Annotated in this window: 20 protein-coding genes and 3 tRNA genes; 11 read left to right on the forward strand and 12 right to left on the reverse strand. The window is 72.5% G+C overall.

Going from position 1 to position 19,433, the window contains the following annotated elements; genetic code table 11:
* Positions 1-22: 22 nt before the first annotated feature.
* From trpC to KDN32_RS10850, 5 genes are all read right to left on the reverse strand, one after another.
* Positions 23-820, reverse strand: a complete 798-nt coding sequence (gene trpC, locus KDN32_RS10830; protein ID WP_211731970.1) for an indole-3-glycerol phosphate synthase TrpC — start codon at positions 818-820, stop codon at positions 23-25.
* Between the two features lie 79 nt (positions 821-899).
* Positions 900-1,100, reverse strand: coding sequence for an HGxxPAAW family protein (locus KDN32_RS10835; protein WP_211731971.1), 201 nt, complete (start codon positions 1,098-1,100; stop codon positions 900-902).
* Between the two features lie 41 nt (positions 1,101-1,141).
* Positions 1,142-1,762 (reverse strand): Trp biosynthesis-associated membrane protein, encoded by a 621-nt coding sequence (locus tag KDN32_RS10840; protein WP_211731972.1) that lies wholly within the window; start codon positions 1,760-1,762, stop codon positions 1,142-1,144.
* A complete protein-coding gene (gene hisI, locus KDN32_RS10845; protein WP_211731973.1) occupies positions 1,755-2,129 on the reverse strand; it encodes a phosphoribosyl-AMP cyclohydrolase in 375 nt (124 codons plus the stop codon). The genes KDN32_RS10840 and hisI overlap by 8 nt, the downstream gene beginning before the upstream one ends.
* On the reverse strand, positions 2,126-2,956 hold the full coding sequence (locus tag KDN32_RS10850; RefSeq protein WP_211731974.1) for an aminotransferase class IV: 831 nt from the start codon (positions 2,954-2,956) through the stop codon (positions 2,126-2,128). The genes hisI and KDN32_RS10850 overlap by 4 nt, the downstream gene beginning before the upstream one ends.
* Before the next feature lie 117 nt (positions 2,957-3,073).
* Between KDN32_RS10850 and KDN32_RS10855 the strand changes: the two genes are divergently transcribed.
* From KDN32_RS10855 to KDN32_RS10865, 3 genes are all read left to right on the forward strand, one after another.
* Positions 3,074-3,146, forward strand: a tRNA-Gly gene (locus KDN32_RS10855).
* Positions 3,147-3,179: 33 nt separating this feature from the next.
* Positions 3,180-3,250 (forward strand) — tRNA-Cys (locus KDN32_RS10860).
* A 17-nt stretch (positions 3,251-3,267) separates the two neighbouring features.
* Positions 3,268-3,342 (forward strand) — tRNA-Val (locus KDN32_RS10865).
* Positions 3,343-3,570: 228 nt separating this feature from the next.
* Here the strand turns inward: KDN32_RS10865 and KDN32_RS10870 are convergent.
* From KDN32_RS10870 to KDN32_RS10885, 4 genes are all read right to left on the reverse strand, one after another.
* Positions 3,571-5,262, reverse strand: coding sequence for a CHAP domain-containing protein (locus KDN32_RS10870; RefSeq protein ID WP_211731975.1), 1,692 nt, complete (start codon positions 5,260-5,262; stop codon positions 3,571-3,573).
* Between the two features lie 99 nt (positions 5,263-5,361).
* Complete coding sequence (locus KDN32_RS10875) at positions 5,362-5,985, reverse strand: hypothetical protein (RefSeq protein WP_211731976.1); 624 nt, start codon at positions 5,983-5,985, stop codon at positions 5,362-5,364.
* A gap of 14 nt (positions 5,986-5,999) precedes the next feature.
* Positions 6,000-7,088 (reverse strand): potassium channel family protein, encoded by a 1,089-nt coding sequence (locus KDN32_RS10880; protein ID WP_307853949.1) that lies wholly within the window; start codon positions 7,086-7,088, stop codon positions 6,000-6,002.
* 2 nt (positions 7,089-7,090) lie between these two features.
* Positions 7,091-8,056, reverse strand: coding sequence for a YihY/virulence factor BrkB family protein (locus KDN32_RS10885; RefSeq protein WP_307853951.1), 966 nt, complete (start codon positions 8,054-8,056; stop codon positions 7,091-7,093).
* Between the two features lie 76 nt (positions 8,057-8,132).
* On the opposite strand from KDN32_RS10885, the gene KDN32_RS10890 reads away from it, so the two are divergent.
* Positions 8,133-9,776 (forward strand): acyl-CoA dehydrogenase family protein, encoded by a 1,644-nt coding sequence (locus KDN32_RS10890; RefSeq protein ID WP_211731977.1) that lies wholly within the window; start codon positions 8,133-8,135, stop codon positions 9,774-9,776.
* 117 nt (positions 9,777-9,893) lie between these two features.
* Positions 9,894-10,202, forward strand: a complete 309-nt coding sequence (locus tag KDN32_RS10895; RefSeq protein WP_211731978.1) for a hypothetical protein — start codon at positions 9,894-9,896, stop codon at positions 10,200-10,202.
* Positions 10,203-10,214: 12 nt separating this feature from the next.
* Here KDN32_RS10895 and pgm read toward each other — a convergent pair whose 3' ends face one another.
* Complete coding sequence (gene pgm, locus KDN32_RS10900; protein WP_211731979.1) at positions 10,215-11,858, reverse strand: phosphoglucomutase (alpha-D-glucose-1,6-bisphosphate-dependent); 1,644 nt, start codon at positions 11,856-11,858, stop codon at positions 10,215-10,217.
* A gap of 131 nt (positions 11,859-11,989) precedes the next feature.
* Here pgm and KDN32_RS10905 point away from each other — a divergent pair, with 131 nt between their 5' ends.
* From KDN32_RS10905 to KDN32_RS10920, 4 genes are read left to right on the forward strand one after another with little or no spacing between them, the layout of a single operon-like run.
* On the forward strand, positions 11,990-12,340 hold the full coding sequence (locus KDN32_RS10905; protein WP_211731980.1) for a YciI family protein: 351 nt from the start codon (positions 11,990-11,992) through the stop codon (positions 12,338-12,340).
* Positions 12,341-12,350: 10 nt separating this feature from the next.
* Positions 12,351-12,707, forward strand: a complete 357-nt coding sequence (locus KDN32_RS10910) for a YciI family protein (RefSeq protein WP_211731981.1) — start codon at positions 12,351-12,353, stop codon at positions 12,705-12,707.
* On the forward strand, positions 12,704-13,057 hold the full coding sequence (locus KDN32_RS10915; RefSeq protein WP_211731982.1) for a YciI family protein: 354 nt from the start codon (positions 12,704-12,706) through the stop codon (positions 13,055-13,057). Before KDN32_RS10910 ends, KDN32_RS10915 begins: the two co-directional genes overlap by 4 nt.
* A gap of 2 nt (positions 13,058-13,059) precedes the next feature.
* Positions 13,060-14,301 (forward strand): RNA polymerase sigma factor, encoded by a 1,242-nt coding sequence (locus tag KDN32_RS10920; RefSeq protein ID WP_211731983.1) that lies wholly within the window; start codon positions 13,060-13,062, stop codon positions 14,299-14,301.
* A gap of 16 nt (positions 14,302-14,317) precedes the next feature.
* Here KDN32_RS10920 and glgC read toward each other — a convergent pair whose 3' ends face one another.
* The gene (glgC, locus tag KDN32_RS10925; RefSeq protein ID WP_211731984.1) at positions 14,318-15,571 is read right to left on the reverse strand and encodes a glucose-1-phosphate adenylyltransferase; all 1,254 of its coding nucleotides are present in this window, start codon (positions 15,569-15,571) and stop codon (positions 14,318-14,320) included.
* 73 nt (positions 15,572-15,644) lie between these two features.
* Between glgC and glgA the strand changes: the two genes are divergently transcribed.
* Positions 15,645-16,829 (forward strand): glycogen synthase, encoded by a 1,185-nt coding sequence (gene glgA / locus KDN32_RS10930; RefSeq protein WP_211731985.1) that lies wholly within the window; start codon positions 15,645-15,647, stop codon positions 16,827-16,829.
* 151 nt (positions 16,830-16,980) lie between these two features.
* The gene (locus tag KDN32_RS10935; protein ID WP_211731986.1) at positions 16,981-17,868 is read left to right on the forward strand and encodes a DUF559 domain-containing protein; all 888 of its coding nucleotides are present in this window, start codon (positions 16,981-16,983) and stop codon (positions 17,866-17,868) included.
* A gap of 102 nt (positions 17,869-17,970) precedes the next feature.
* Here KDN32_RS10935 and KDN32_RS10940 read toward each other — a convergent pair whose 3' ends face one another.
* Positions 17,971-19,332, reverse strand: coding sequence for a cation:dicarboxylate symporter family transporter (locus KDN32_RS10940; protein WP_211731987.1), 1,362 nt, complete (start codon positions 19,330-19,332; stop codon positions 17,971-17,973).
* Between the last annotated feature and the right edge of the window lie 101 nt (positions 19,333-19,433).

Raw genomic sequence — 19,433 nt, forward strand, 5'->3', positions numbered from 1 at the left:
CTGCTCTGGCTGGTGGGCACGCTCACGGTGCGGTCACTCCTGTCATGGCTCGTACGGCGGCCTCGGGGTCGCCGTCCTTGACCAGCGCCTCGCCGACCAGCACGACGCCGGCCCCCTCCGAGACGAAGCGCTGCACGTCGCCGACCCCGGTGATGCCGCTCTCGGCGACCTTCACGACGTCGGCATGGATCTGCGGGGCGAGACGCCCGAACACGTCGGGGTCGACCGCCAGGGTCTTGAGGTTGCGGCTGTTGACGCCCACCAGCTCGGCGTCGAGGGCCAGGGCCCGCTCGACCTCGGCCTCGTCGTGGACCTCGACCAGCACGGTGAGGCCGAGCTCGCCGGCCTCGTCGTGGAGGCGGCGCAGGGTGTCGTCGTCGAGCGCCGCGACGATCAGCAGCGCGAGGTCGGCGCCCGCGGCGCGGGCCTCGACGAGCTGGTAGGTCTCGACGATGAAGTCCTTGCGCAGCAGCGGCGTCTCGACCGCGGCGCGGACGGCGCGCAGGTCGGCCAGGCTGCCGCCGAAGCGGCGCTCCTCGGTGAGGACCGAGATGGCGGCCGCTCCCCCGCGCTCGTAGGCGCGCGCGAGGTCGGCCGGGTCGGGGATCTCGGCGAGGTCGCCCTTGCTGGGGCTACGCCGCTTGACCTCCGCGATCACGCTCGACCCGCGGGCCCGGAAGTGCGGCATCGGGTCCCGCGGTGCGGGCGCCTCCGCGAGGTGGGCGAGCAGCTCGTCGAGCGGGAGCGCGGCCTCGCGGCGGGCGAGGTCCTCACGCACCCCGGCGACGATGTCGTCGAGGACGGAACCGGACGCAGGCATGGGTCCAGCCTCTCACCCGGCGCCAGTGCTCCCGGCACCGGTGCCCAGCCGACGGACAGCCGCCGGCGGGGCCGGCGGATCAGTGGTCGGAGGTGTTGAAGCCGAGCTTCGAGAGCACCAGGAACAGCGGGAAGGCCACGACCGCCACGATGATGCCGATCCACAGCAGCGTCTTCTGCGTCGGGACCTGGAGCAGCGCGACGCTGCCCAGGACGAAGCCGAGCATCGCGACCGAGACAGCGGTCCAAGCAGCGGGGGTGTTGCCGTGGCCACCAGCCATGGTTGAGCTCCTTCGTCGATCCGGTGCGTGCGGGCCGCAGTCTAGGCGGTCGGGTCCCGACCCTCGTCGAGGGCCTTCCAGATGTCGATGTTCTCGGCCGGCACCTCGCCCGGCCCAGCGTCCGCGGGCCCCGCCCCCTCGCCGCGGCCGCCGGTCGGCGCGTCGTACTTGCTGCCCATCTCGGGCCAGCTGCCGACCAGGCGCACGGCGGCGACGGTGGCCAGCACGCAGAGCAGTGACGCCACGACCGCGGCGGCGTACCAGCCGGTGAACGAGGTGCTGACCGCGTCGCTCCCCGAGGCCTCGGTGAGTGCGTCGGCGAGCTTGGGCGGCAGGCTGCGTGCCGCCTCGACCGTGACGACGGCCGTGCCGAGCGACGCGACCAGCGCGACGACGGCCACCACGCGCCGGAACCGGCCCCGGGTCACCAGCAGCACGCCCCAGCAGGCCAGGACCACCAGCGCGAGCGCGCCGGCGAGCGGCGCGTCGCGCGCCGAGTCGAGGGAGAGCACCGACGTCATCGAGGCGCCCTGGTCGGTGTCGAGGGCGCCCGAGCTGCCGGACACCCACGGCTTGGTGCCGGCGGTGGCGGCGAGCCCCGCCGACGCGAGGCCGACGAGGACCACGGGCCCGAACGTGCGGCGCGCGGTCGCCTCAGCCATCGAAGCGGTGCACGAGGTCGGCGTCGAAGCAGGTGTGGTCGCCGGTGTGGCACGCGGCACCCTCCTGGTCGACCAGGAAGAGGAGGGTGTCGCCGTCGCAGTCGAGGCGCACCTCCTTCACGTGCTGGACGTGGCCCGAGGTGTCGCCCTTGACCCAGTACTCGCGGCGCGAGCGCGACCAGTACGTCGCGCGCCCCGTCGCGAGCGTGCGGGCGAGCGCCTCGTCGTCGACCCAGGCCAGCATCAGCACCTCGCGGGTGTCGTGCTGCTGCACCACGACCGGCACCAGGTCCTCCGCCGTGTGGCGCATGCGCGCGGACACGGTCGGGTCGAGGGAGGACTCCGTGGGGTTCACCGGGGTGTTCACGGCTCCATGCTCCCAGCCTCGCGGTCGGCCCACGTCGCCGCGCACCGCTCGGTCACCGGACCGGGCGCCGGCAGGTCGCGGTCGTCCCAGCGCGAGATGGCCTGCACGTCGCGGGTCGTGGACACCAGGAAGGCCTCGCTCGCCCGGTCGCGCACGTCCGCGAGCGGCTCGTCGACCTCCCGGGCACCGCACCACTCCACGACCAGGTCGCGGGTGATCCCGGCCAGGCAGCCCGAGGCGAGGCTCGGGGTGCGCAGCTCGCCGTCGAGGACGTAGAAGACGTTGGACCCGGTGCCCTCGCACAGGTGGCCGGCGGTGTTGGCGAGCACCGCCTCGCTGCCGCCGTGGCGCTGGGCGTGGGCGAGGGCGATCACGTTCTCGGCGTACGACGTGGTCTTGAGACCGGCGGTCGCGCCGTTCTCGTTGCGGGTCCACGGCACCGTCACCACGGTGGTCGACCGCGGCGCCGGCTCGATGGCGCTGTAGGCGACGACGAGCGTCGGCGGTCCGCCGCCGCGGCCCGAGCCCATCGGGTGCGGCCCGGCCGTCCAGGTGATGCGCAGCCGCCCCATCGCGTCGACGTCCGCGCCGTCGGCGAGCACCGCCGCCACGCCCGCCCGTACGTGGTCGAGGTCGGGCGCCGGGAGACCGAGCCCGGCCGCGCTCCGCTCCAGCCGGGCGAGGTGACGGGTGAGCGCGAAGGGCGTCCCGTGGATCGTCTTGACCGCCTCGAAGACGCCGTCCCCGACGGTGAAGCCGTGGTCGGTCACCGCGACCGCTCCCTGCCCCGGGTCGGCCAGCAGGCTCCCGTCGATCCATGCGCGCATGCGGCCACTCTAGGGGCCCCGCGAACACGCCCGGGGGGACCCGATTTTGGACCCGCGCGAGCCATGTACTACTGTTCCACTCGTTCCAAGGAGCGGTCAGCCGCTCCGGGGAAACAGGCGGACATAGCTCAGTTGGTAGAGCGCAACCTTGCCAAGGTTGAGGTCGCGAGTTCGAGTCTCGTTGTCCGCTCTGAGGGGTCTCCCATCACACGTGGGCCTCCACGGTGGGTTGGCCGAGAGGCGAGGCAACGGACTGCAAATCCGTCTACACGGGTTCAAATCCCGTACCCACCTCGCACACAACTCAACACGGGCGATTGGCGCAGCGGTAGCGCGCTTCCTTGACACGGAAGAGGTCACTGGTTCAAACCCAGTATCGCCCACCAGCACCGAAGGGCCCCGGAGAGATCCGGGGCCCTTCGGTTATTTCCGGCTCCCGCTGGTCGAGGAGATCGCGCTGACTCCCGCTGGTCGAGGAGGTCGCGCTGACTCCCGCTGGTCGAGGAGGTCGCGCAGCGACCGTCACGAGACCCCGGACCACCACGCCCGAGCGTGGTCGTGGAGCCGTCATGCCACCTGGTGGCTCGAGAGCACCACGATCCGCTCGGTCCCCCTCAGGACTTCTTGCCGCGCGGGACGACGACCGTGGTGCGCTCGACGGCGGCGCGGACCACGTCGGTGCCGGCGTAGCGCACGACGACCTTCTTCGTGCCGGGCTTGAGGTCGCGGAGCACCAGGCGCACCCGCCCGTCGACGACCTCGCCCTGCCACGTACGACCACCGACGCTGATGGTGATTGCCCCGGCCGGCTTGCGGGCGCCGACGGCCTTCACGCGGACGTCGACGGCGACCTTGCGCCGCGTGGCAGCTGCCGTGACGCGCACCTTCGGGGTGGTCATGACAGCGGGCACGGCGATCGTCTCGACGTTGTCGCGGAAGTGGCGGCGGCTGTAGGTGACCTCCACCGACATGGCGTGGCCGAGGTCGCCCTTGCGGATCGTGTAGGTGTCGTGGGTCGCCTTCGCGACCGGCTTGCCGTCTCGGAGCCAGCGGTACGTCGTCGTGGCGCCGGTGGGCCTGGTGGTGCCCGGTCGCACGCGGAGCCGCTGGCCGACCTGCGCCGTGCCCCTGACCCGCGACCCCGTGCTGATCGCGACCTGCTTGGCGAGCACCGGTGCGGTCGCCGCGGCGGTGGAGCGCGACTTCTTGTAGCCCTTCGCGCTGGCGATGACGCGCGCGCTGATCGAGGCGCCGATCTGGTCGCGGGTGAGGGTCAGGCTCGACGTCGTGGCGCCGTCCAGCGGCTTGCCGTCGGCGTACCACTGCGTCTGGGTCTTCGCGGGCTGCGGCGTCCACGACGAGGCGGTGAGCGACAGCGTGGAGCCCACCTCGGGGTTGCCCTGGATCGCCGGCACCTCCGCCCGCGTGAACGTGCCGGGCGCGACGGGCGCGGTGGCGAGCGTGGCCTCGCCCGGGGTGTAGCCGCTCAGTGCAGCCGTGACCTCGGCCGTGAGGGTCTTGCCCTTGACGTCCGGGGTCGGGACGTACGCCGGCCCGGTGGCACCGGGGATGGCCGTGCCGTCCGCGAGCCAGCGGTAGCTCACGCTGGTCGGCGCGGGCGTCCACGCCCCGCTGGCCACCTCGAGCGGCGCGCCGACCATCGGCGAGCCCGAGATGGTGGGCGGCGTGGTCGGCGTGACCACGCGGTCGTTGAAGTGGATGAAGCCGGTCGGCCAGCCGCCGCCAGTCTTGGTCACCCGGCGCCAGTAGAAGTCGCCGCCCCAGTAGTCCTCCGAGACGATGATCTCGGTCGGGGAGATGACCTGCTCGACGTAGGCGACGTGGCCGTTGGAGCCGGCCGGCGTCACGTGCGGCTTGTACCAGGCGACCGACCCGACCGCCGGGGTCTGGTCGGTGATCGAGGCCATCGCCGCACCCCAGTTGGAGGCGTTGCCGTCGCCCGACCACGGGCGGGTGGTCGGCATCCCGTTCTGGATCAGCCGGTAGGCCACGTAGTTGGTGCAGTTGTGCCCCGCGTACATCCGCCAGTACATCGACGAGGACGCCTGTCGGTAGCCGCTGTTGCCGTAGCCGGCGTCCTGGCAGCCCTGGTAGCCGGTGCACAGGTAGGTCGACGTGGCCAGCTCGAGCGGGGTCGTCGTCCGCGGCACCACCGCGACCAGCAGGCCCAGCACACCGGTGGCCAGCAGCGTCGAGCGGATCGCCCGGCGCGCGACGTGGCCGACAGCGGACAGGGCAGCGACACGCCACTGTGACGTGTGGGGTTCGTGTGGCCTTTGGTGCACGATTGGCGATCGTAGGGTGCGGAAGTCAAGCGCGCCACGCCGTTGGATGAATAACAATCGTGTAATTCGCCCGGCCCCCGCCGGTGCGGGTGGGGCGGCTCAGAACTCGTAGCCGAAGTGCCGGATCGTCTGGGCGAACCGCTCGGCCACGATCTCGGCGTCGCCGGGGCCGTAGAGCTCGCGGTAGTGCGGCCCGCTCCCCTGCTTCGCGTGCGGCAGGTCGAGCTCGAGCCCGAGGCGCGAGGACAGGTCGGCCACGGCGGCCGGCAGGTCCTCGTAGCGGTAGACCTCGTCGACGACGATCCGTCCGCCGAGGCGGTAGAGCCGCTCGTTGAGCGCGAGCCGCTCCATGCGCCGCGGCGTGCGGACGAACTCGGCGAACGTCTTGGTGAAGGTGGGCTTGCGGGCGCTGTAGCGGTAGGACGAGGCGACCACGTCGAACGGGTTCCGCTCGACGGCGAAGGTGAAGTAGGCGTCCCAGGTCTCGCGGCCGATCACCTCGATCACCCGCCGCGCGCCCATGTGGGCATACGACGAGGGGCTGGTGTCGTCGTGCTGCGGGCCCACTCCCCCGGCCGCGGCGCGCAGCACCTCGTCCTCCGGGCTGATCCGGGTGACGAGGTCGTCGGGGCCGCAGTGGCGCGACAGCGCGATCTCGAGGCTGGTGCCGGCGGTCTTGCGGGTCTTGACGAAGACGAAGCGGTGGCGGTGCGAGCAGATCACGGAGCGGTGCCCACTCAGTCGTCCTCGTCGGAGGTGTCCTCGCCGTGGGTGCCGGGGCGCGGCGCCCACGGGAGCTCCTTGGCCGGACGGACGACGATGAGCCGGTCGCCGCGGGCCAGCAGGGACACCACGGGGTCGAAGTAGCGGTAGACCTTCTCGTCGCGGATGACCGCGATGACCTGGTCGGGCAGCCGCTGCGGCTGCTTGCCGACCTCGTTGACCAGCAGGTCGCGCTCGGCGACCTCGAGGCCCTCGCCGTAGGTCATCAGGTCCTCCATCACCGAGCCGAGCATCGGCGACATCGACGAGAGCCCGAGCAGGCGCCCGACCGCGTCGGAGGAGGTGATCACGGAGTTCGCGCCGGACTGGCGCATCAGCGGGACGTTCTCCTGCTCGCGCACGGACGCGACGATCCAGGCGTCCGGGTTGAGCTGGCGCACGGTGAGCGTGACGAGCACGTTGGAGTCGTCGCGGTCGGTGGTGATGATGACGTGGGTCGCCTTCTCCACACCCGCCTGGCGCAGCACGCCCCGGCGGGTGGCGTCGCCGGCGATCCCGACCAGCTGGTCGCGGTTGGCCTCCTCGAGGGCGACGGGGCCGGGGTCGACGACGACGATCGCGGAACGGTCGTAGCCGTTGCTCACGAGGGTCTCGATCGCGCTGCGGCCCTTCGTGCCGTAGCCGATCACGACGACGTGCTCGTCCATCTTCTTCCTCCACCGGGAGACCCGGAACATCTCGCGGCCCTGCGAGGCGAGGACCTCGAGGGTGGTGCCGATCAACAGGACCAGGAACCCGATGCGGGCCGGGGTGATCACCAGCGCGTTGACCAGCCGCGCTCCGTCGGAGACCGGGGCGATGTCGCCGTAGCCGGTCGTGCTGAGCGTGACGGTCGTGTAGTAGAACGCGTCGAGCAGGCTGAGCGTGTTGGTCGGGTCGTTGCCGTCGCGGTAGCCGTCACGGTCGAACCAGACCAGCAGCCAGGTCCCGATGAGGATCGCCAGGGCCAGCAACACGCGGCGTCCGAGCTCCCACCACGGCGACCGGGTGCGCTCCGGCAGGGACACCCGACCCACGCTGGCGGGGTTGCTCGCGACGTGCACGGTCAGGAGTCTTTCACGCCCATGCGGGTGCGGAGCCGCTGCACCAGCTCGCGCCGGGCGCGCGCCGTGTTCTTCTGCGGGAAGACGGTGTCGAACGCCGCGTTGACCGCCGCGCCGATCAGCACGGCGAGCGCCAGCAGGTAGAGCCACAGCAGCACCGCGATGGGAGCGGCCAGGGGGCCGTAGATGGTGCGCGACTCCGCGGCCGTGACCGTCAGCACCCAGCGCAGGACGTACGAGCCCGCGATCCAGCAGACCAGCGCGAAGGCCGCCCCCGGGAGGTTGAAGCTCCAGCTCGTCCGCACCGGCACGGACACGTGGTAGAGCGTGGCGAGGAAGCAGATGCAGACCGCGAGCACGACCGGCCAGTAGAGGGCGTTGAGGAAGTCGAGGCGTGGTGGGAGCACCCGGTCGACCAGGGTCGGGCCGGCCACCACGAGCGGGATGCTCACCGCGCCGGTGACCATGGCGAGGACGTAGAGCACGAACGACAGTGCCCGGGTGGCGACGATCCCGCGGTGGCCGCCCAGCCCGTGCATGATCGTGATGGTGTCGACGAAGACGTTGAGCGCGCGGCTGCCCGACCACAGCGCGAGGATGAAGCCGATCGAGATCACGTCGTAGCGTCCGCCGTCGAGCACGGTGTCGATGGTCGGCCGGATGATGCTGTTGACCGCCCGCTCGGTGAGCGCCTGCCGGGAGATCTCGAGGACGGCGTTGCGCACGTCCTCCACCTGGGTGTCGGTGAAGCGCTCGCTCACGAAGCCGACCGCGCCCGCGAGCGCGAAGACCAGCGGTGGCACCGACAGGACCGCGAAGAACGCCGCCTCCGCGGCCAGGCCGGTCACCCGGTGTCGCAAGCAGGAGCCGACCGTGGTGACGATGACGCGCCACAGGTGCTCGCGCCAGCGCCGCACCAGGACCTCGACCCGGCGCGGGGCAGGGATGTCCTCGCGCGCCTCGACCACCAGGCCACGCTACCGAGGGTCGGCCCCCTCCCGGCGAATCCCGGCCGTGCGTCGCGGCCCCGCCTACGGTGTGCCCATGACCTCCCCCGACCTGCGCACGGCCACCAACCAGGTCCCGCCCCTCGTGGGCCACGACGTCGTCGGCTCCGACCTCGCGCTGACCGAGGCGCTCGTGCGGCACGGCTCCGCCGACCTGGTCGACGACCTGGCGCCCCTGGGCCGCGAGGCCGGGTCGGAGGAGGCGCGCGAGCACGGCGTGCTCGCCAACCGGCACCACCCGACGCTGGTCCCCTACGACCGCTGGGGCAACCGCGTGGACGAGGTCGAGTTCCACCCGTCGTGGCACTGGCTGATGGGGCGGGCCGTCGCCCACGGGCTGCAGGCCGCGCCCTGGGAGCAGCAGGAGGCCGGCGACCCGCACGCCCACGTACGCCGCGCGGCCGGGTTCCTGGCCTGGTCGCAGACCGAGCCCGGCCACGGCTGCCCGATCTCGATGACCTACGCGGCCGTGCCCGCGCTGCGGGTCGACCCGGCGGTCGCGGCGGAGTGGACGCCGCTGCTCGCGGCGCGCTCGTACGACCCCGGCGTGCGGCTCGCGTCCGGCAAGTCCGGCGCGCTCGCCGGCATGGGGATGACCGAGAAGCAGGGCGGCTCGGACGTGCGCGCCAACGTCACGCGCGCCCGGCCGACCGCCGACGAGGGGTGGTACGCCCTGCACGGCCACAAGTGGTTCACCTCGGCCCCGATGAACGACGTCTTCCTCGTGCTCGCCCAGGCAGACGGCGGGCTGACCTGCTTCGTCGTGCCGCGCGTGCTGGCCGACGGCACCCGCAACCGGATCGACGTGGTGCGGCTCAAGGACAAGCTCGGCAACCGGTCCAACGCTTCCGGGGAGCTCGAGCTCGACGGCACCCTCGCCCGGCGCCTCGGCGACGAGGGCAGGGGCGTGCGGACCATCATCGAGATGGTGGCCGCGACCCGGCTCGACTGCGTCCTCGGCTCGGCCGCGCTGATGCGGCACGCGCTGGCGGAGGCGTCGTGGCACGTCGCGCACCGGTCCGCGTTCGGCGGGCTGCTCGCCGACAAGCCCCTCATGCAGAACGTCGTCGCCGACCTCGCCGTCGAGTCCGAGGCGGCGACGGCGCTCGCCCTGCGGCTGGCCGCCGCGGTGGACCGCCCCGACGACCCGCACGAGGTGGCGCTGCGGCGCATCGCGCTGCCGCTCGCCAAGTTCTGGGTGTGCAAGCGCACGCCCGCGATGGTGGCCGAGGCGCTCGAGTGCCTCGGCGGCAACGGCTACGTCGAGGAGTCGGGGCTGCCGCTGATGTTTCGCGAGTCGCCGCTCAACTCGGTCTGGGAGGGGTCCGGCAACGTCAACGCCCTCGACGTGCTGCGTGCCCTCGGCCGCGAGCCGGAGGTGCTGCAGGCGTGGATCACCGAGGTGGGTGCGGCCCGGAGCGCGGACGGCCGGCTCGACCGCGCCGTCGACGACACCCTGGCGCTGCTCGGCGAGACCGGCGCGATGGAGGCCGGCGCCCGTCGGCTCGCGGGCCGGATGGCGGCGTGCCTGCAGGGCTCGCTCCTGGTGCGGTACGCCCCCGCCGAGGTGGCCGACGCGTTCTGCGGCAGCCGGTTCGACGCAGGCTACGGCGGGACCTACGGGATGTTGACGAGCGGTGGCCTGCGGGCGGTCGTCGAGCGCGCGACGCCGCGCGTCTGACTCCGCCGTGACCCGAACGGGCCATGTCGGGGCGACGTTCGGTCACGATCGGGCCAAGTCCACGTGGCGAGGGACCACGGCGACCTAGGGTGGTCGGGATTCTGAGGGGGATCCACCTTGAGCCAGTCCAGCACCCTGTTCACCGTCGGCACCCTGCTGCGCCACGCCCAGGACGCCGCCGCGCCGGTGCGGGTGCTCGTCTCCGGCACCTGGCTCGACGGCGTCATCGTCGGCGCCGACGGCCTCGGTGTGATCCTCGACGACGGCAACGGCCACCAGGTCCTGGTCCGCCTCGACTCGATCGTGGCGGTGAGCTTCTCCCGCGCCGCCATCGACGGCGACCCGCAGCCGGAGCCCGACGACGCCCGCGCCCACTGGGGCGCCGAGCGCCAGCCGATCGAGGCGGGCCCGGTCGGCGGCTACTGAGCCGCCCGGCGCTCAGCCCAGCGCAGCGGCCACCACGTCCCGCGCCTCGGCCTGCACCTCGGCGAGGTGGTCGGGGCCGCGGAACGACTCGGCGTAGATCTTGTAGACGTCCTCGGTCCCGCTGGGCCGTGCCGCGAACCACGCCGACTCGGTGGTCACCTTGAGCCCGCCGATCTTCGCGCCGTTGCCGGGCGCCTCGGTGAGCTTGCCGGTGATCTCCTCCCCCGCCAGCGTGGTCGCCGCGACCGCGTCGGGCGAGAGCGCCGCCAGCCTGGCCTTCTCCTCGCGCGAGGCCGGTGCGTCGATACGGGCGTAGGCCGGGTCGCCGTGCTGCGCCACCAGGTCCGCGTAGTGCTCGCTCGGGGTGCGGCCGGTCGCGCCGAGGATCTCGCTGGCCAGCAGGGCGAGCAGCAGCCCGTCCTTGTCGGTCGTCCACGTGGACCCGTCGCGGCGCAGGAACGACGCGCCGGCCGACTCCTCGCCGCCGAAGCCGAACGAGCCGTCCATCAGGCCCGGCACGAACCACTTGAAGCCGACCGGCACTTCCACCAGAGGCGTGCCGATGGACGCGGCGACCCGGTCGATCATCGAGCTCGACACGAGCGTCTTGCCGATCCGGGCGGACTCGGGCCAGCCCGGTCGTGCGCCGCCGAAGAGGTGCTGGATCGCCACGGCGAGGAAGTGGTTGGGGTTCATCAGGCCGGCGTCCGGCGTCACGATGCCGTGCCGGTCGGCGTCGGCGTCGTTGCCGGTGGCGATCGCGTAGTCGTCCTTGCGGTCCACGAGCGAGGCCATCGCGTGCGGCGACGAGCAGTCCATCCGGATCTTGCCGTCCCAGTCGAGCGTCATGAAGCGCCACGTGGGGTCGACGAGCGGGTTGACCACCGTCAGGTCGAGGCGGTGCCGCTCGGCGATCTCGCCCCAGTAGGCGACGCTGGCGCCACCGAGCGGGTCCGCGCCGATCCGCACGCCGGCGTCGCGCACGACGTCGAGGTCGAGGACGCTCGGCAGGTCGTCGACGTAGTGGCCGAGGAAGTCGTAGGTGCCGACCGCCGCCCGTGCCTTGGCGAACGCGACCCGCTTCACGCCGGCGATGTTGCCGCGGATCAGCTCGTTGGCGCGGGCCGCGATCACCGATGTCGCGTCGGAGTCGGCCGGACCGCCGTGGGGCGGGTTGTACTTGAACCCGCCGTCGGACGGCGGGTTGTGCGACGGCGTGACGACGATGCCGTCGGCGAGCCCGGCGCCCGTCGTACGTCCCTGGTTGGCGCGGATGATCGCGTGGCTCACCGCGGGGGTCGGGGTGAAGCCGTCGCGGTCGTCGACGAGCACGGTCACGTCGTTGGCGACCAGCACCTCGAGCGCCGTCGCCCAGGCCGGCTCGGACAGGGCGTGGGTGTCGCGGCCGATGAACAGCGGCCCGTCGTAGCCCTGCTCGCGGCGGTAGTCGCAGATCGCCTGCGTGGTGGCGGCGATGTGCACCTCGTTGAAGGAGGTGGTGAGCGAGGTGCCGCGGTGCCCGCTCGTGCCGAACGCGACCTGCTGGGCGACCTCGTCGGGATCGGGCTCGAGGTCGAAGTAGGCGGTCACGAGGTGGGCGACGTCCACCAGGTCCTCGGTGCGGGCGGGCTGTCCGGCTCTCTCGTGGTTGGCCATGGCCCCATCTTGGTGGGTCCGGGCACGCGCGTCGAGAAACCTCGGGGTGGGGTGTCGATCCGTGCCCGGGTCGTCCGTCACAGTGGTGAGGCCGCACCCGCGGCCCGCGACGACGAAGGAGCTCGACACCGATGAGCCGCTACCTGATCCTCCTGCCCGCCCCCGAGGCGGAGTGGGCGGACCTGCCGCCGGAGGAGCACGAGAAGGGGATGCGCTCGCACGCGCAGTTCCAGGAGGACCTGAGGACCGGTGGCCACGAGCTGCTGGTCGCGGGGCCGCTCGATCCGTCGGCCGACGCCACCTCGATGCGACCCGACGGCGCGGGCGGCACGCTCGTCAGCGACGGGCCGTTCACCGAGTCCGTGGAGCAGGTCGTGGGGTTCTACCTCGTCCGCTCGGACGACGAGGCCGACCTGCGCGCCGCGTGCGAGCGGTGGTCGAGCCGTGGTGAGCTCCTCGAGCTCCGTCGCATGGTCGAGTGAGAGGACCGACATGAGCGACTACATCGTGCTGCTGTACGGCGACACCGAGGCGTGGTGGGACACCCCCGAGGCGGAGAAGAAGGCGACCTACGACGTCCACGAGCGCTTCACCGCGGAGCTCGAGCGACGTGGCCACACGGTCGTCGGCGGCGCGGAGCTGCCGCGGGCCTCGGAGTCACGGACGATCGCGCCCCACTCCGACACCGTCACCGAGGGACCGTGGACGGAGACCACCGAGCAGCTCGGTGGCTACTACGAGGTCCGCACCGAGGACCTGGACGACCTGATGGACGTCTGCAGGATCCTCTCGGCCACGGGCGACGCCGTCGAGGTGCACCGCAAGATCACCGGTGAGGAGGCGTCGTGAAGTACCTGGTGCTCCTGATCGGCGACGGCGAGCTCCCGCCGTGGTCGGAGCACACCCCCGAGGAGCAGGCGGCCGTGATGCAGCAGTTCGAGGCGTTCCACGCCGCCGTGGCCGAGCGGGAGGGCGTCGAGATCCTCGCGGGCGAGGCGCTCGCCGGTCCCACCCACGCCACGACCGTCCGCACCCGCGGCGGCACCACCACGCTCACCGAGGGTCCGTACGCGGAGGTGATCGAGGGCATGGGCGGCTTCTACCTGGTCGAGACGCCCGACCTCGACGTGCTGCTCGAGCTGCTGCAGATCCTCCCGCCGTACGACATGCAGCTGTCGCCCGCCGTGGAGACCAGCTGAGCGTGCAGCCGGCCGACGGGGCGCTCGAGCAGGTCGTGCGCGAGGAGTGGGGCCGCCTGGTGGCCCTGCTCCTCGCACAGTTCCGCCGGCTCGACCTGGTCGAGGACGCGCTGGGCGACGCGGTCGAGGCAGCCAGCCGGCACTGGCCGACGGAGGGCGTGCCCACCAACCCGGCGGGCTGGTTGATGACCGCGGCCCGGCGACGGGTCGTCGACCGGCTGCGCACCGAGGAGGTGTCGCGGCGCAAGCAGCCGCTGCTGGTCACCGAGGCCGAGCAGCGCGAGGAGGGGGCGCGCACCATGGCCGACGCCGGCAGCCTGGTCGAGGACGACGTGCTGCGCCTGGTGCTGATGTGCGCCCACCCGGCGCTGGCGGCGGAGTCCGCGAGCGCGCTGAGCCTCCGGCTGGTGATGGGCGTGCCGACACCGGACATCGCGCGCCTCTTCCTGGTGCCGGAGCCGACCATGGCCGCGCGGATCACCCGCGCCAAGAAGCGCATCGTCGGCGCCGGCATCCCGTTCGCGGTCCCCGACGCCTCCGCGCTCCCCGACCGCCTCGACACGGTCGCCCAGACCGCCTACCTCGCCTTCACGGCGGGCTACGCTCCCGGCACCGGACCCGACCTGCTGCGCGCCGACCTCGCCGGTGAGGCGATCCGGCTGGTCCGCGTGGTGCTGGGGCTGCGTCCCGACGAGCCGACGCTCGTGGCGCTGCTCGCCCTCACCCTCCTGCAGCACTCGCGCCGCGACGCCCGCGTGCGCGACGGACGGCTGGTGCTGCTCGCCGACCAGGACCGCACGCGCTGGCACCACGACGAGGTGGCCGAGGCGATGCGGCTGCTCACCGGTCCGGTGCTGACCGGTCCGATCGCCCCGCTCGCGGCGTCGTACGCCCTGCAGGCACGGATCGCGGCCGAGCACGCCACCGCCCCGACCGCCGCGGACACGCGCTGGGACCGGGTGGTCGGCTGGTACGACCTGCTCCTCCAGGTCTCCCCCAGCCCGTCCGCGCGACTGGCCCGCGCCGTCGCCGTGGCCGAGGACCGCGGCACCGCCGCCGGCCTCGCGGCGCTGGAGGGACTGGAGATCCCCGACAGCCACCGCCCCGCGGCGGTGCGCGCCGAGCTGCTCACCCGCGCCGGCGACACCGACGCGGCGCGGGCCGCCTACGACCAGGCGATCGCGGCCTGCCGCAACGACGTCGAGCGGGCCTTCCTCACCGAGCAGCGCGCGAGCCTGGGCTGAGTCCCCGCGGTGGGGGTCAGCCCTCCGGGACGTGCTGCTGCTTGGCGAGCACGGTGAGGCCGTCGTCGACCACGAACCCGCGCGCGCGGTCGGCGTCCTGGTCGACACCGATCTGCACGCCCGGCGGGATCACCACGCCCTTGTCGATGATCGCGTTGCGCACGACCGCGCCCTCGCCGACCCAGACGTTGTCCATGAGGACCGAGTCGGACACCTCGGCCCCGTCCTTGACCCAGACGGCCGGTGACAGGACGGAGTGGTTGACGGTGCCGCCGCTGACGACCACGCCCGGCGACAGGATCGAGTTGAAGGTCGACACCCGCTCCCCGCCGCCGCCCTCGACGAGCTTCGCCGGCGGGTGCGGGCCGTAGCTGGTGTAGATCGGCCACGCGGTGTTGTAGAGGTTGAAGACCGGCAGCGGCGAGACCAGGTCCATGTGCGCGGCGTAGTAGGACCGCATGGTCCCGACGTCGCGCCAGTAGCCGCGGTCGCGGTCGGTCGCGCCGGGCACCTCGTTGTCCTTGTAGTCGTAGACCGCCGACTCCGACTTGTCGACGAACCACGGGACGATGTCACCGCCCATGTCGTGCTTGGACTGCTCGCGGGCGGCGTCGCGGGTGACGGCGTCGCGGAGCGCATCGGCGTCGAAGACGTAGTTGCCCATGCTCGCCAGCACCTCCTCCGGCGAGTCCGGCAGGCCGACGGGGTCGGTGGGCTTCTCGAGGAAGGCGCGGATCCGCTGGGGGCTCGACGGGTCGACGTCGATGACGCCGAACTGGTCGGCGAGGCTGATCGGCTGCCGGATCGCCGCGACCGTGCAGCCGGCGCCCGACTCGACGTGGTCGGCGACCATCTGCGCGAAGTCCATCCGGTAGACGTGGTCGGCGCCGACCACCACCACGATGTCGGGCTGCTCGTCGGTGAGCAGGTTGAGCGACTGGAAGATCGCGTCCGCGCTGCCGAGGTACCACCGCTTGCCGACGCGCTGCTGGGCCGGCACCGGGGTGACGTAGTTGCCGAGCAGCTGCGACATCCGCCACGTCGTGGTGACGTGCCGGTCGAGGCTGTGCGACTTGTACTGCGTGAGCACGACGACCTTGAGGTAGCCGGAGTTCACGACGTTCGAGAGCGCGAAGTCGATCAGGCGGTAGATGCCGCCGAACGGCACCGCGGGCTTGGCCCGGTCGGCCGTGAGGGGCATCAGTCTCTTGCCCTCACCCCCGGCCAGGACGATGGCGAGGACCTTCTTGCGACGGGGGGTGGCTGCCATGCGACGAAACTAGCCGTCCCACCGGCACCCGGTCGACCACCCACACGCCCTCGATCGGGACTAGGTTCGCCCCATGCGCATCGACGTCCTCAGCAAGGAGTACCCGCCGGAGGTCTACGGAGGGGCCGGCGTGCACGTCGCGGAGCTGGTCCGCGCACTGCGCGTGCTGCCCGACGTGGACGCGCGCGTGCGGTGCTTCGGCGCCCCGCGCTCCGAGCCCGGCACCACCGCGTACGCCGAGCCGGCCTCGCTCGCCGGCGCCAATCCGGCGATCCTCACCCTCGGCGTCGACCTCGCGATGGTCGACGACTGCGCCGGCGCCGACCTGGTCCACTCCCACACCTGGTACGCCAACATGGCCGGCCACCTCGCGTCGCTGATGCACGGCGTCCCGCACGTCGTCAGCGCCCACTCGCTCGAGCCGATGCGCCCGTGGAAGGCCGAGCAGCTGGGTGGCGGCTACGCGCTGTCGAGCTGGGCGGAGCGCACGGCGTACGAGGGGGCCGCGGGGATCATCGCCGTCAGCGCGGCGATGCGCGAGGACGTGCTGCGCTCCTACCCCGCCGTCGACCCGGCCCGGGTGCACGTCGTGCACAACGGCATCGACACCACGCAGTGGTCGCCGATCGTCAACCCCGACCGGGTCCGCGAGCTCGGCGTCGACCCCGACCGCCCGAGCGTCGTCTTCGTCGGCCGGATCACCCGCCAGAAGGGCCTCCCGCTCTTCCTGCGCGCCGCCGCGGCGCTGCCGCCCGAGGTCCAGCTGGTGCTCTGCGCCGGAGCACCCGACACCCCCGAGATCGAGGCCGAGGTGCGCGGCCTGGTCGACGACCTCGCCGCCACCCGCTCCGGCGTCGTCTGGATCGCCGAGATGCTGCCGCGACCCGACGTCGTCGCGCTGCTCACCGCGGCCACCGTGTTCGCCTGCCCGTCGATCTACGAGCCGCTCGGCATCGTCAACCTCGAGGCGATGGCCTGCGAGACCGCCGTCGTCGCGACCGCGACCGGCGGCATCCCGGAGGTCGTCGTCCACGGCGAGACCGGCTGGCTGGTCCCGATCGAGCAGGCCACCGACGGGACCGGCACCCCGCTCGACCCCGAGCGCTACGTCGCCGACCTCGCCGCGGCGCTGGTCGACGCCGTCTCCGACCCCGAGCGCGCCCGCGCCTTCGGCGTCGCCGGGCGGCGTCGCGCCGAGGACGCGTTCAGCTGGGGTGCGATCGCGCAGCGGACGGTCGACATCTACGGCTCCCTCTGACTCCGTTCGGGGCGTAGACGCGCAGGCATTGGTCGGCCGGCCCGAGCGGGCCGAGCGTGGGGCCTGGTGCGTGCGTGGGACCCATGCCTGCGCGTCTCCGGCCTGTGGAGAGAGCCTGCAGCCAGACCTCCGGTTCGTCGATGCTGGAGCGATGGACGTCGTGGACGTGATCGAGCGCATGGGCGGGTTCGCGACCCGCGCTGCACTCGTCCGCGCGACGTCGCGGGCAGAGGTCGACCGGGCGCTCGCCGCCGGCGCGGTCGTGCGCCAGGGTCAGGGCCGCTACACCCTGCCGACGGTCGACACCGCCGCGGCGCTGGCGCACGCCATGAACGGTGTTCTCTGCCTGTCCAGCGCTGCCTTGCGACACGGCTGGGAGGTCAAGGTCGTGCCGGAGAAGCCGCACGTGCTGGTGCCCAGGAACCGCAACGTCCCACGGCGCTACCGGGAGGCGGTGGTGCTGCACAGCGCGGACCTGGGGCCGGACGACGTCGCAGCGCAGGCCACGAGCCGCGAGCTGACCCTGACCCAGTGCCTGCGCCTCCTGCCCTACGACGAGGCGCTGGTCATCGCCGACTCCGCGCTCCGCGCCGGCGAGCACGCCACGCTGCGCAGGGCGGCCGCACTGGTGCGAGGCCGCGGGCAGGCCAACGCCGCCCGCGTCACCTCGACGGCGTCGGACCAGGCCGCCAACGCCTTCGAGTCGGTCGCGCGGGCCATCTGCAACGACGTGCCCGGCCTTCATGTGGAACCGCAGCTGGTCATCTCGTCGCCGCACTGCTGGGCCCGACCCGACCTCGTCGACCGCGACCGGCGCCTCGTCGTCGAGTGCGACTCCTACGAGTGGCACGGCAACCGCGCCGGGTTCCGCAAGGACGTACGCCGCTACACCCTGCTTGCTGCCGAGGGGTGGACCGTCCTCCGCTTCACGTGGGAGGACGTCATGTTCCGGCCGCAGTGGGTGCGGGAGGTCCTGGTCCGCGCCATCAGCGGAGACGCGCAGGCATTGGTCTCCGCACGGGTGGTCGCCGCCGCGTGACGGGTGCACGCCCGAGCGACCAATGCCTGCGCGTCTCCGATCCCTCCCAGATGCACGAGCGCCCCGGACCGTCGTGGTCCGGGGCGCTCGTCGGGGCGCCGGTCAGTGGGTGGCGGCGGGCTCCCGCTCGACCGGCCCGTGGCCGTGGTCGTCGTCGACCATCGTGGACTCGTCGAACCGGTCCTCGCCGGCGAGCACCCGGTCGAGCTGGGCGCGGTCGAGGGTGCCGGTCCAGTGGCCGATGAGGACGGTGGCGACCGAGTTGCCGGCGAAGTTGGTGACCGCGCGGGCCTCCGACATGAACCGGTCGATGCCGACGATGAGGCCGACGCCGTCGAGCAGCTCGGGGCGGTGCGAGGACAGGCCGCCGGCGAGGGTGGCCAGGCCGGCGCCGGTGACGCCCGCGGCGCCCTTCGACGCGATCACCATGAACAGCAGCAGCGAGATCTGCTCGCCGATGCTCAGCGGCTTGTCGAGCGCGTCGGCGATGAAGATCGACGCCATGGTCAGGTAGATCGCGGTGCCGTCGAGGTTGAACGAGTAGCCGGTCGGGACGACGACGCCCACGGTGGTCTTCTCGACGCCCGCGTGGTTCATCTTCGCGATCAGTCGCGGCAGGGCCGACTCGGAGGACGAGGTCGAGACGATCAGCAGGAACTCGCGGCCGAGGTACTTCAGCAGGCTCCAGATGTTGATGCCGGTGGCGAGCTTGAGGATCGCGCCGAGCACGCCGAAGACGAAGAGGAAGCAGGTGATGTAGAAGGCGATCATGATCGTCGCCAGGCTCTTGAGCGCGTCGACGCCGGTCTCGCCGACCACCGCGGCGATGGCGGCGAAGGCACCGACCGGGGCGGCCCACATGATCATCGCGAGGACGCGGAACACCAGACGCTGGATGTGGCCGATGGCGGTGAGGATCGGCTCGCCCGAGCGGCCCATCGCCTGCAGCGCGAACCCGACCAGCAGCGCGACGAGGAGGGTCTGCAGGACCTCGCCGGAGGTCAGCGAGGACAGCAGCGAGTCGGGGACGATGCCGGTGATGAACTCGGTGGTCGAGCCGTGCGCCTCGGCCGCCTGCTCCTTGCCGATGCCCGCGACGTCGTCGGAGAGGTTGAGGCCCTTGCCCGGGTCGAGCAGGTTGCCGACGACCATGCCGATCGCCAGCGCGGCGGTCGACATGGTGAGGAAGTACGCGAGGGCGAGCCCGCCGACCTTGCCGACGCTGGCGGCGCTGCGCACCGAGCCGACGCCGAGGACCAGGGTGCAGAAGATGACCGGCTGGATCATCATCTTGATCAGCGCCACGAAGGTGGTGCCGATCCACTTCAGCCCGACGGCGAAGTCGGGGAACACCAGGCCCACGATCGCGCCGAGGACCACCGCAGCGATGACCGCGATGTAGAGGTAGTGCGTCCGGTCGCGACGTACCGGTGCTTCCGGTGTCGCGGGCTGGGTCGTGCTCATGGGGGTCCTCCTCGCTCGGGGTGCCGGCGTGCACCGGCCACGCCCCACATCGTGGTCGGACGTGTGAACGTCGTCACCCTTTCGTTCGTTGTGTTCGCCGT

This window comes from Nocardioides palaemonis, assembly GCF_018275325.1.
GTDB classification, from domain to species: domain Bacteria; phylum Actinomycetota; class Actinomycetes; order Propionibacteriales; family Nocardioidaceae; genus Nocardioides; species Nocardioides palaemonis.

What these genes read in the sequence shown, in the direction of transcription:
- glgC (WP_211731984.1), bottom strand. Translation starts at nt 15,571, where the DNA reads ATGGCAGCCACCCCCCGTCGCAAGAAGGTCCTCGCCATCGTCCTGGCC.
- KDN32_RS10890 (WP_211731977.1), top strand. Translation starts at nt 8,133, where the DNA reads ATGACCTCCCCCGACCTGCGCACGGCCACCAACCAGGTCCCGCCCCTC.
- KDN32_RS10850 (WP_211731974.1), bottom strand. Translation starts at nt 2,956, where the DNA reads ATGCGCGCATGGATCGACGGGAGCCTGCTGGCCGACCCGGGGCAGGGA.
- KDN32_RS10840 (WP_211731972.1), bottom strand. Translation starts at nt 1,762, where the DNA reads ATGGCTGAGGCGACCGCGCGCCGCACGTTCGGGCCCGTGGTCCTCGTC.
- KDN32_RS10935 (WP_211731986.1), top strand. Translation starts at nt 16,981, where the DNA reads ATGGACGTCGTGGACGTGATCGAGCGCATGGGCGGGTTCGCGACCCGC.
- glgA (WP_211731985.1), top strand. Translation starts at nt 15,645, where the DNA reads ATGCGCATCGACGTCCTCAGCAAGGAGTACCCGCCGGAGGTCTACGGA.
- KDN32_RS10905 (WP_211731980.1), top strand. Translation starts at nt 11,990, where the DNA reads ATGAGCCGCTACCTGATCCTCCTGCCCGCCCCCGAGGCGGAGTGGGCG.
- KDN32_RS10835 (WP_211731971.1), bottom strand. Translation starts at nt 1,100, where the DNA reads ATGGCTGGTGGCCACGGCAACACCCCCGCTGCTTGGACCGCTGTCTCG.
- KDN32_RS10910 (WP_211731981.1), top strand. Translation starts at nt 12,351, where the DNA reads ATGAGCGACTACATCGTGCTGCTGTACGGCGACACCGAGGCGTGGTGG.
- KDN32_RS10940 (WP_211731987.1), bottom strand. Translation starts at nt 19,332, where the DNA reads ATGAGCACGACCCAGCCCGCGACACCGGAAGCACCGGTACGTCGCGAC.
- pgm (WP_211731979.1), bottom strand. Translation starts at nt 11,858, where the DNA reads ATGGCCAACCACGAGAGAGCCGGACAGCCCGCCCGCACCGAGGACCTG.
- trpC (WP_211731970.1), bottom strand. Translation starts at nt 820, where the DNA reads ATGCCTGCGTCCGGTTCCGTCCTCGACGACATCGTCGCCGGGGTGCGT.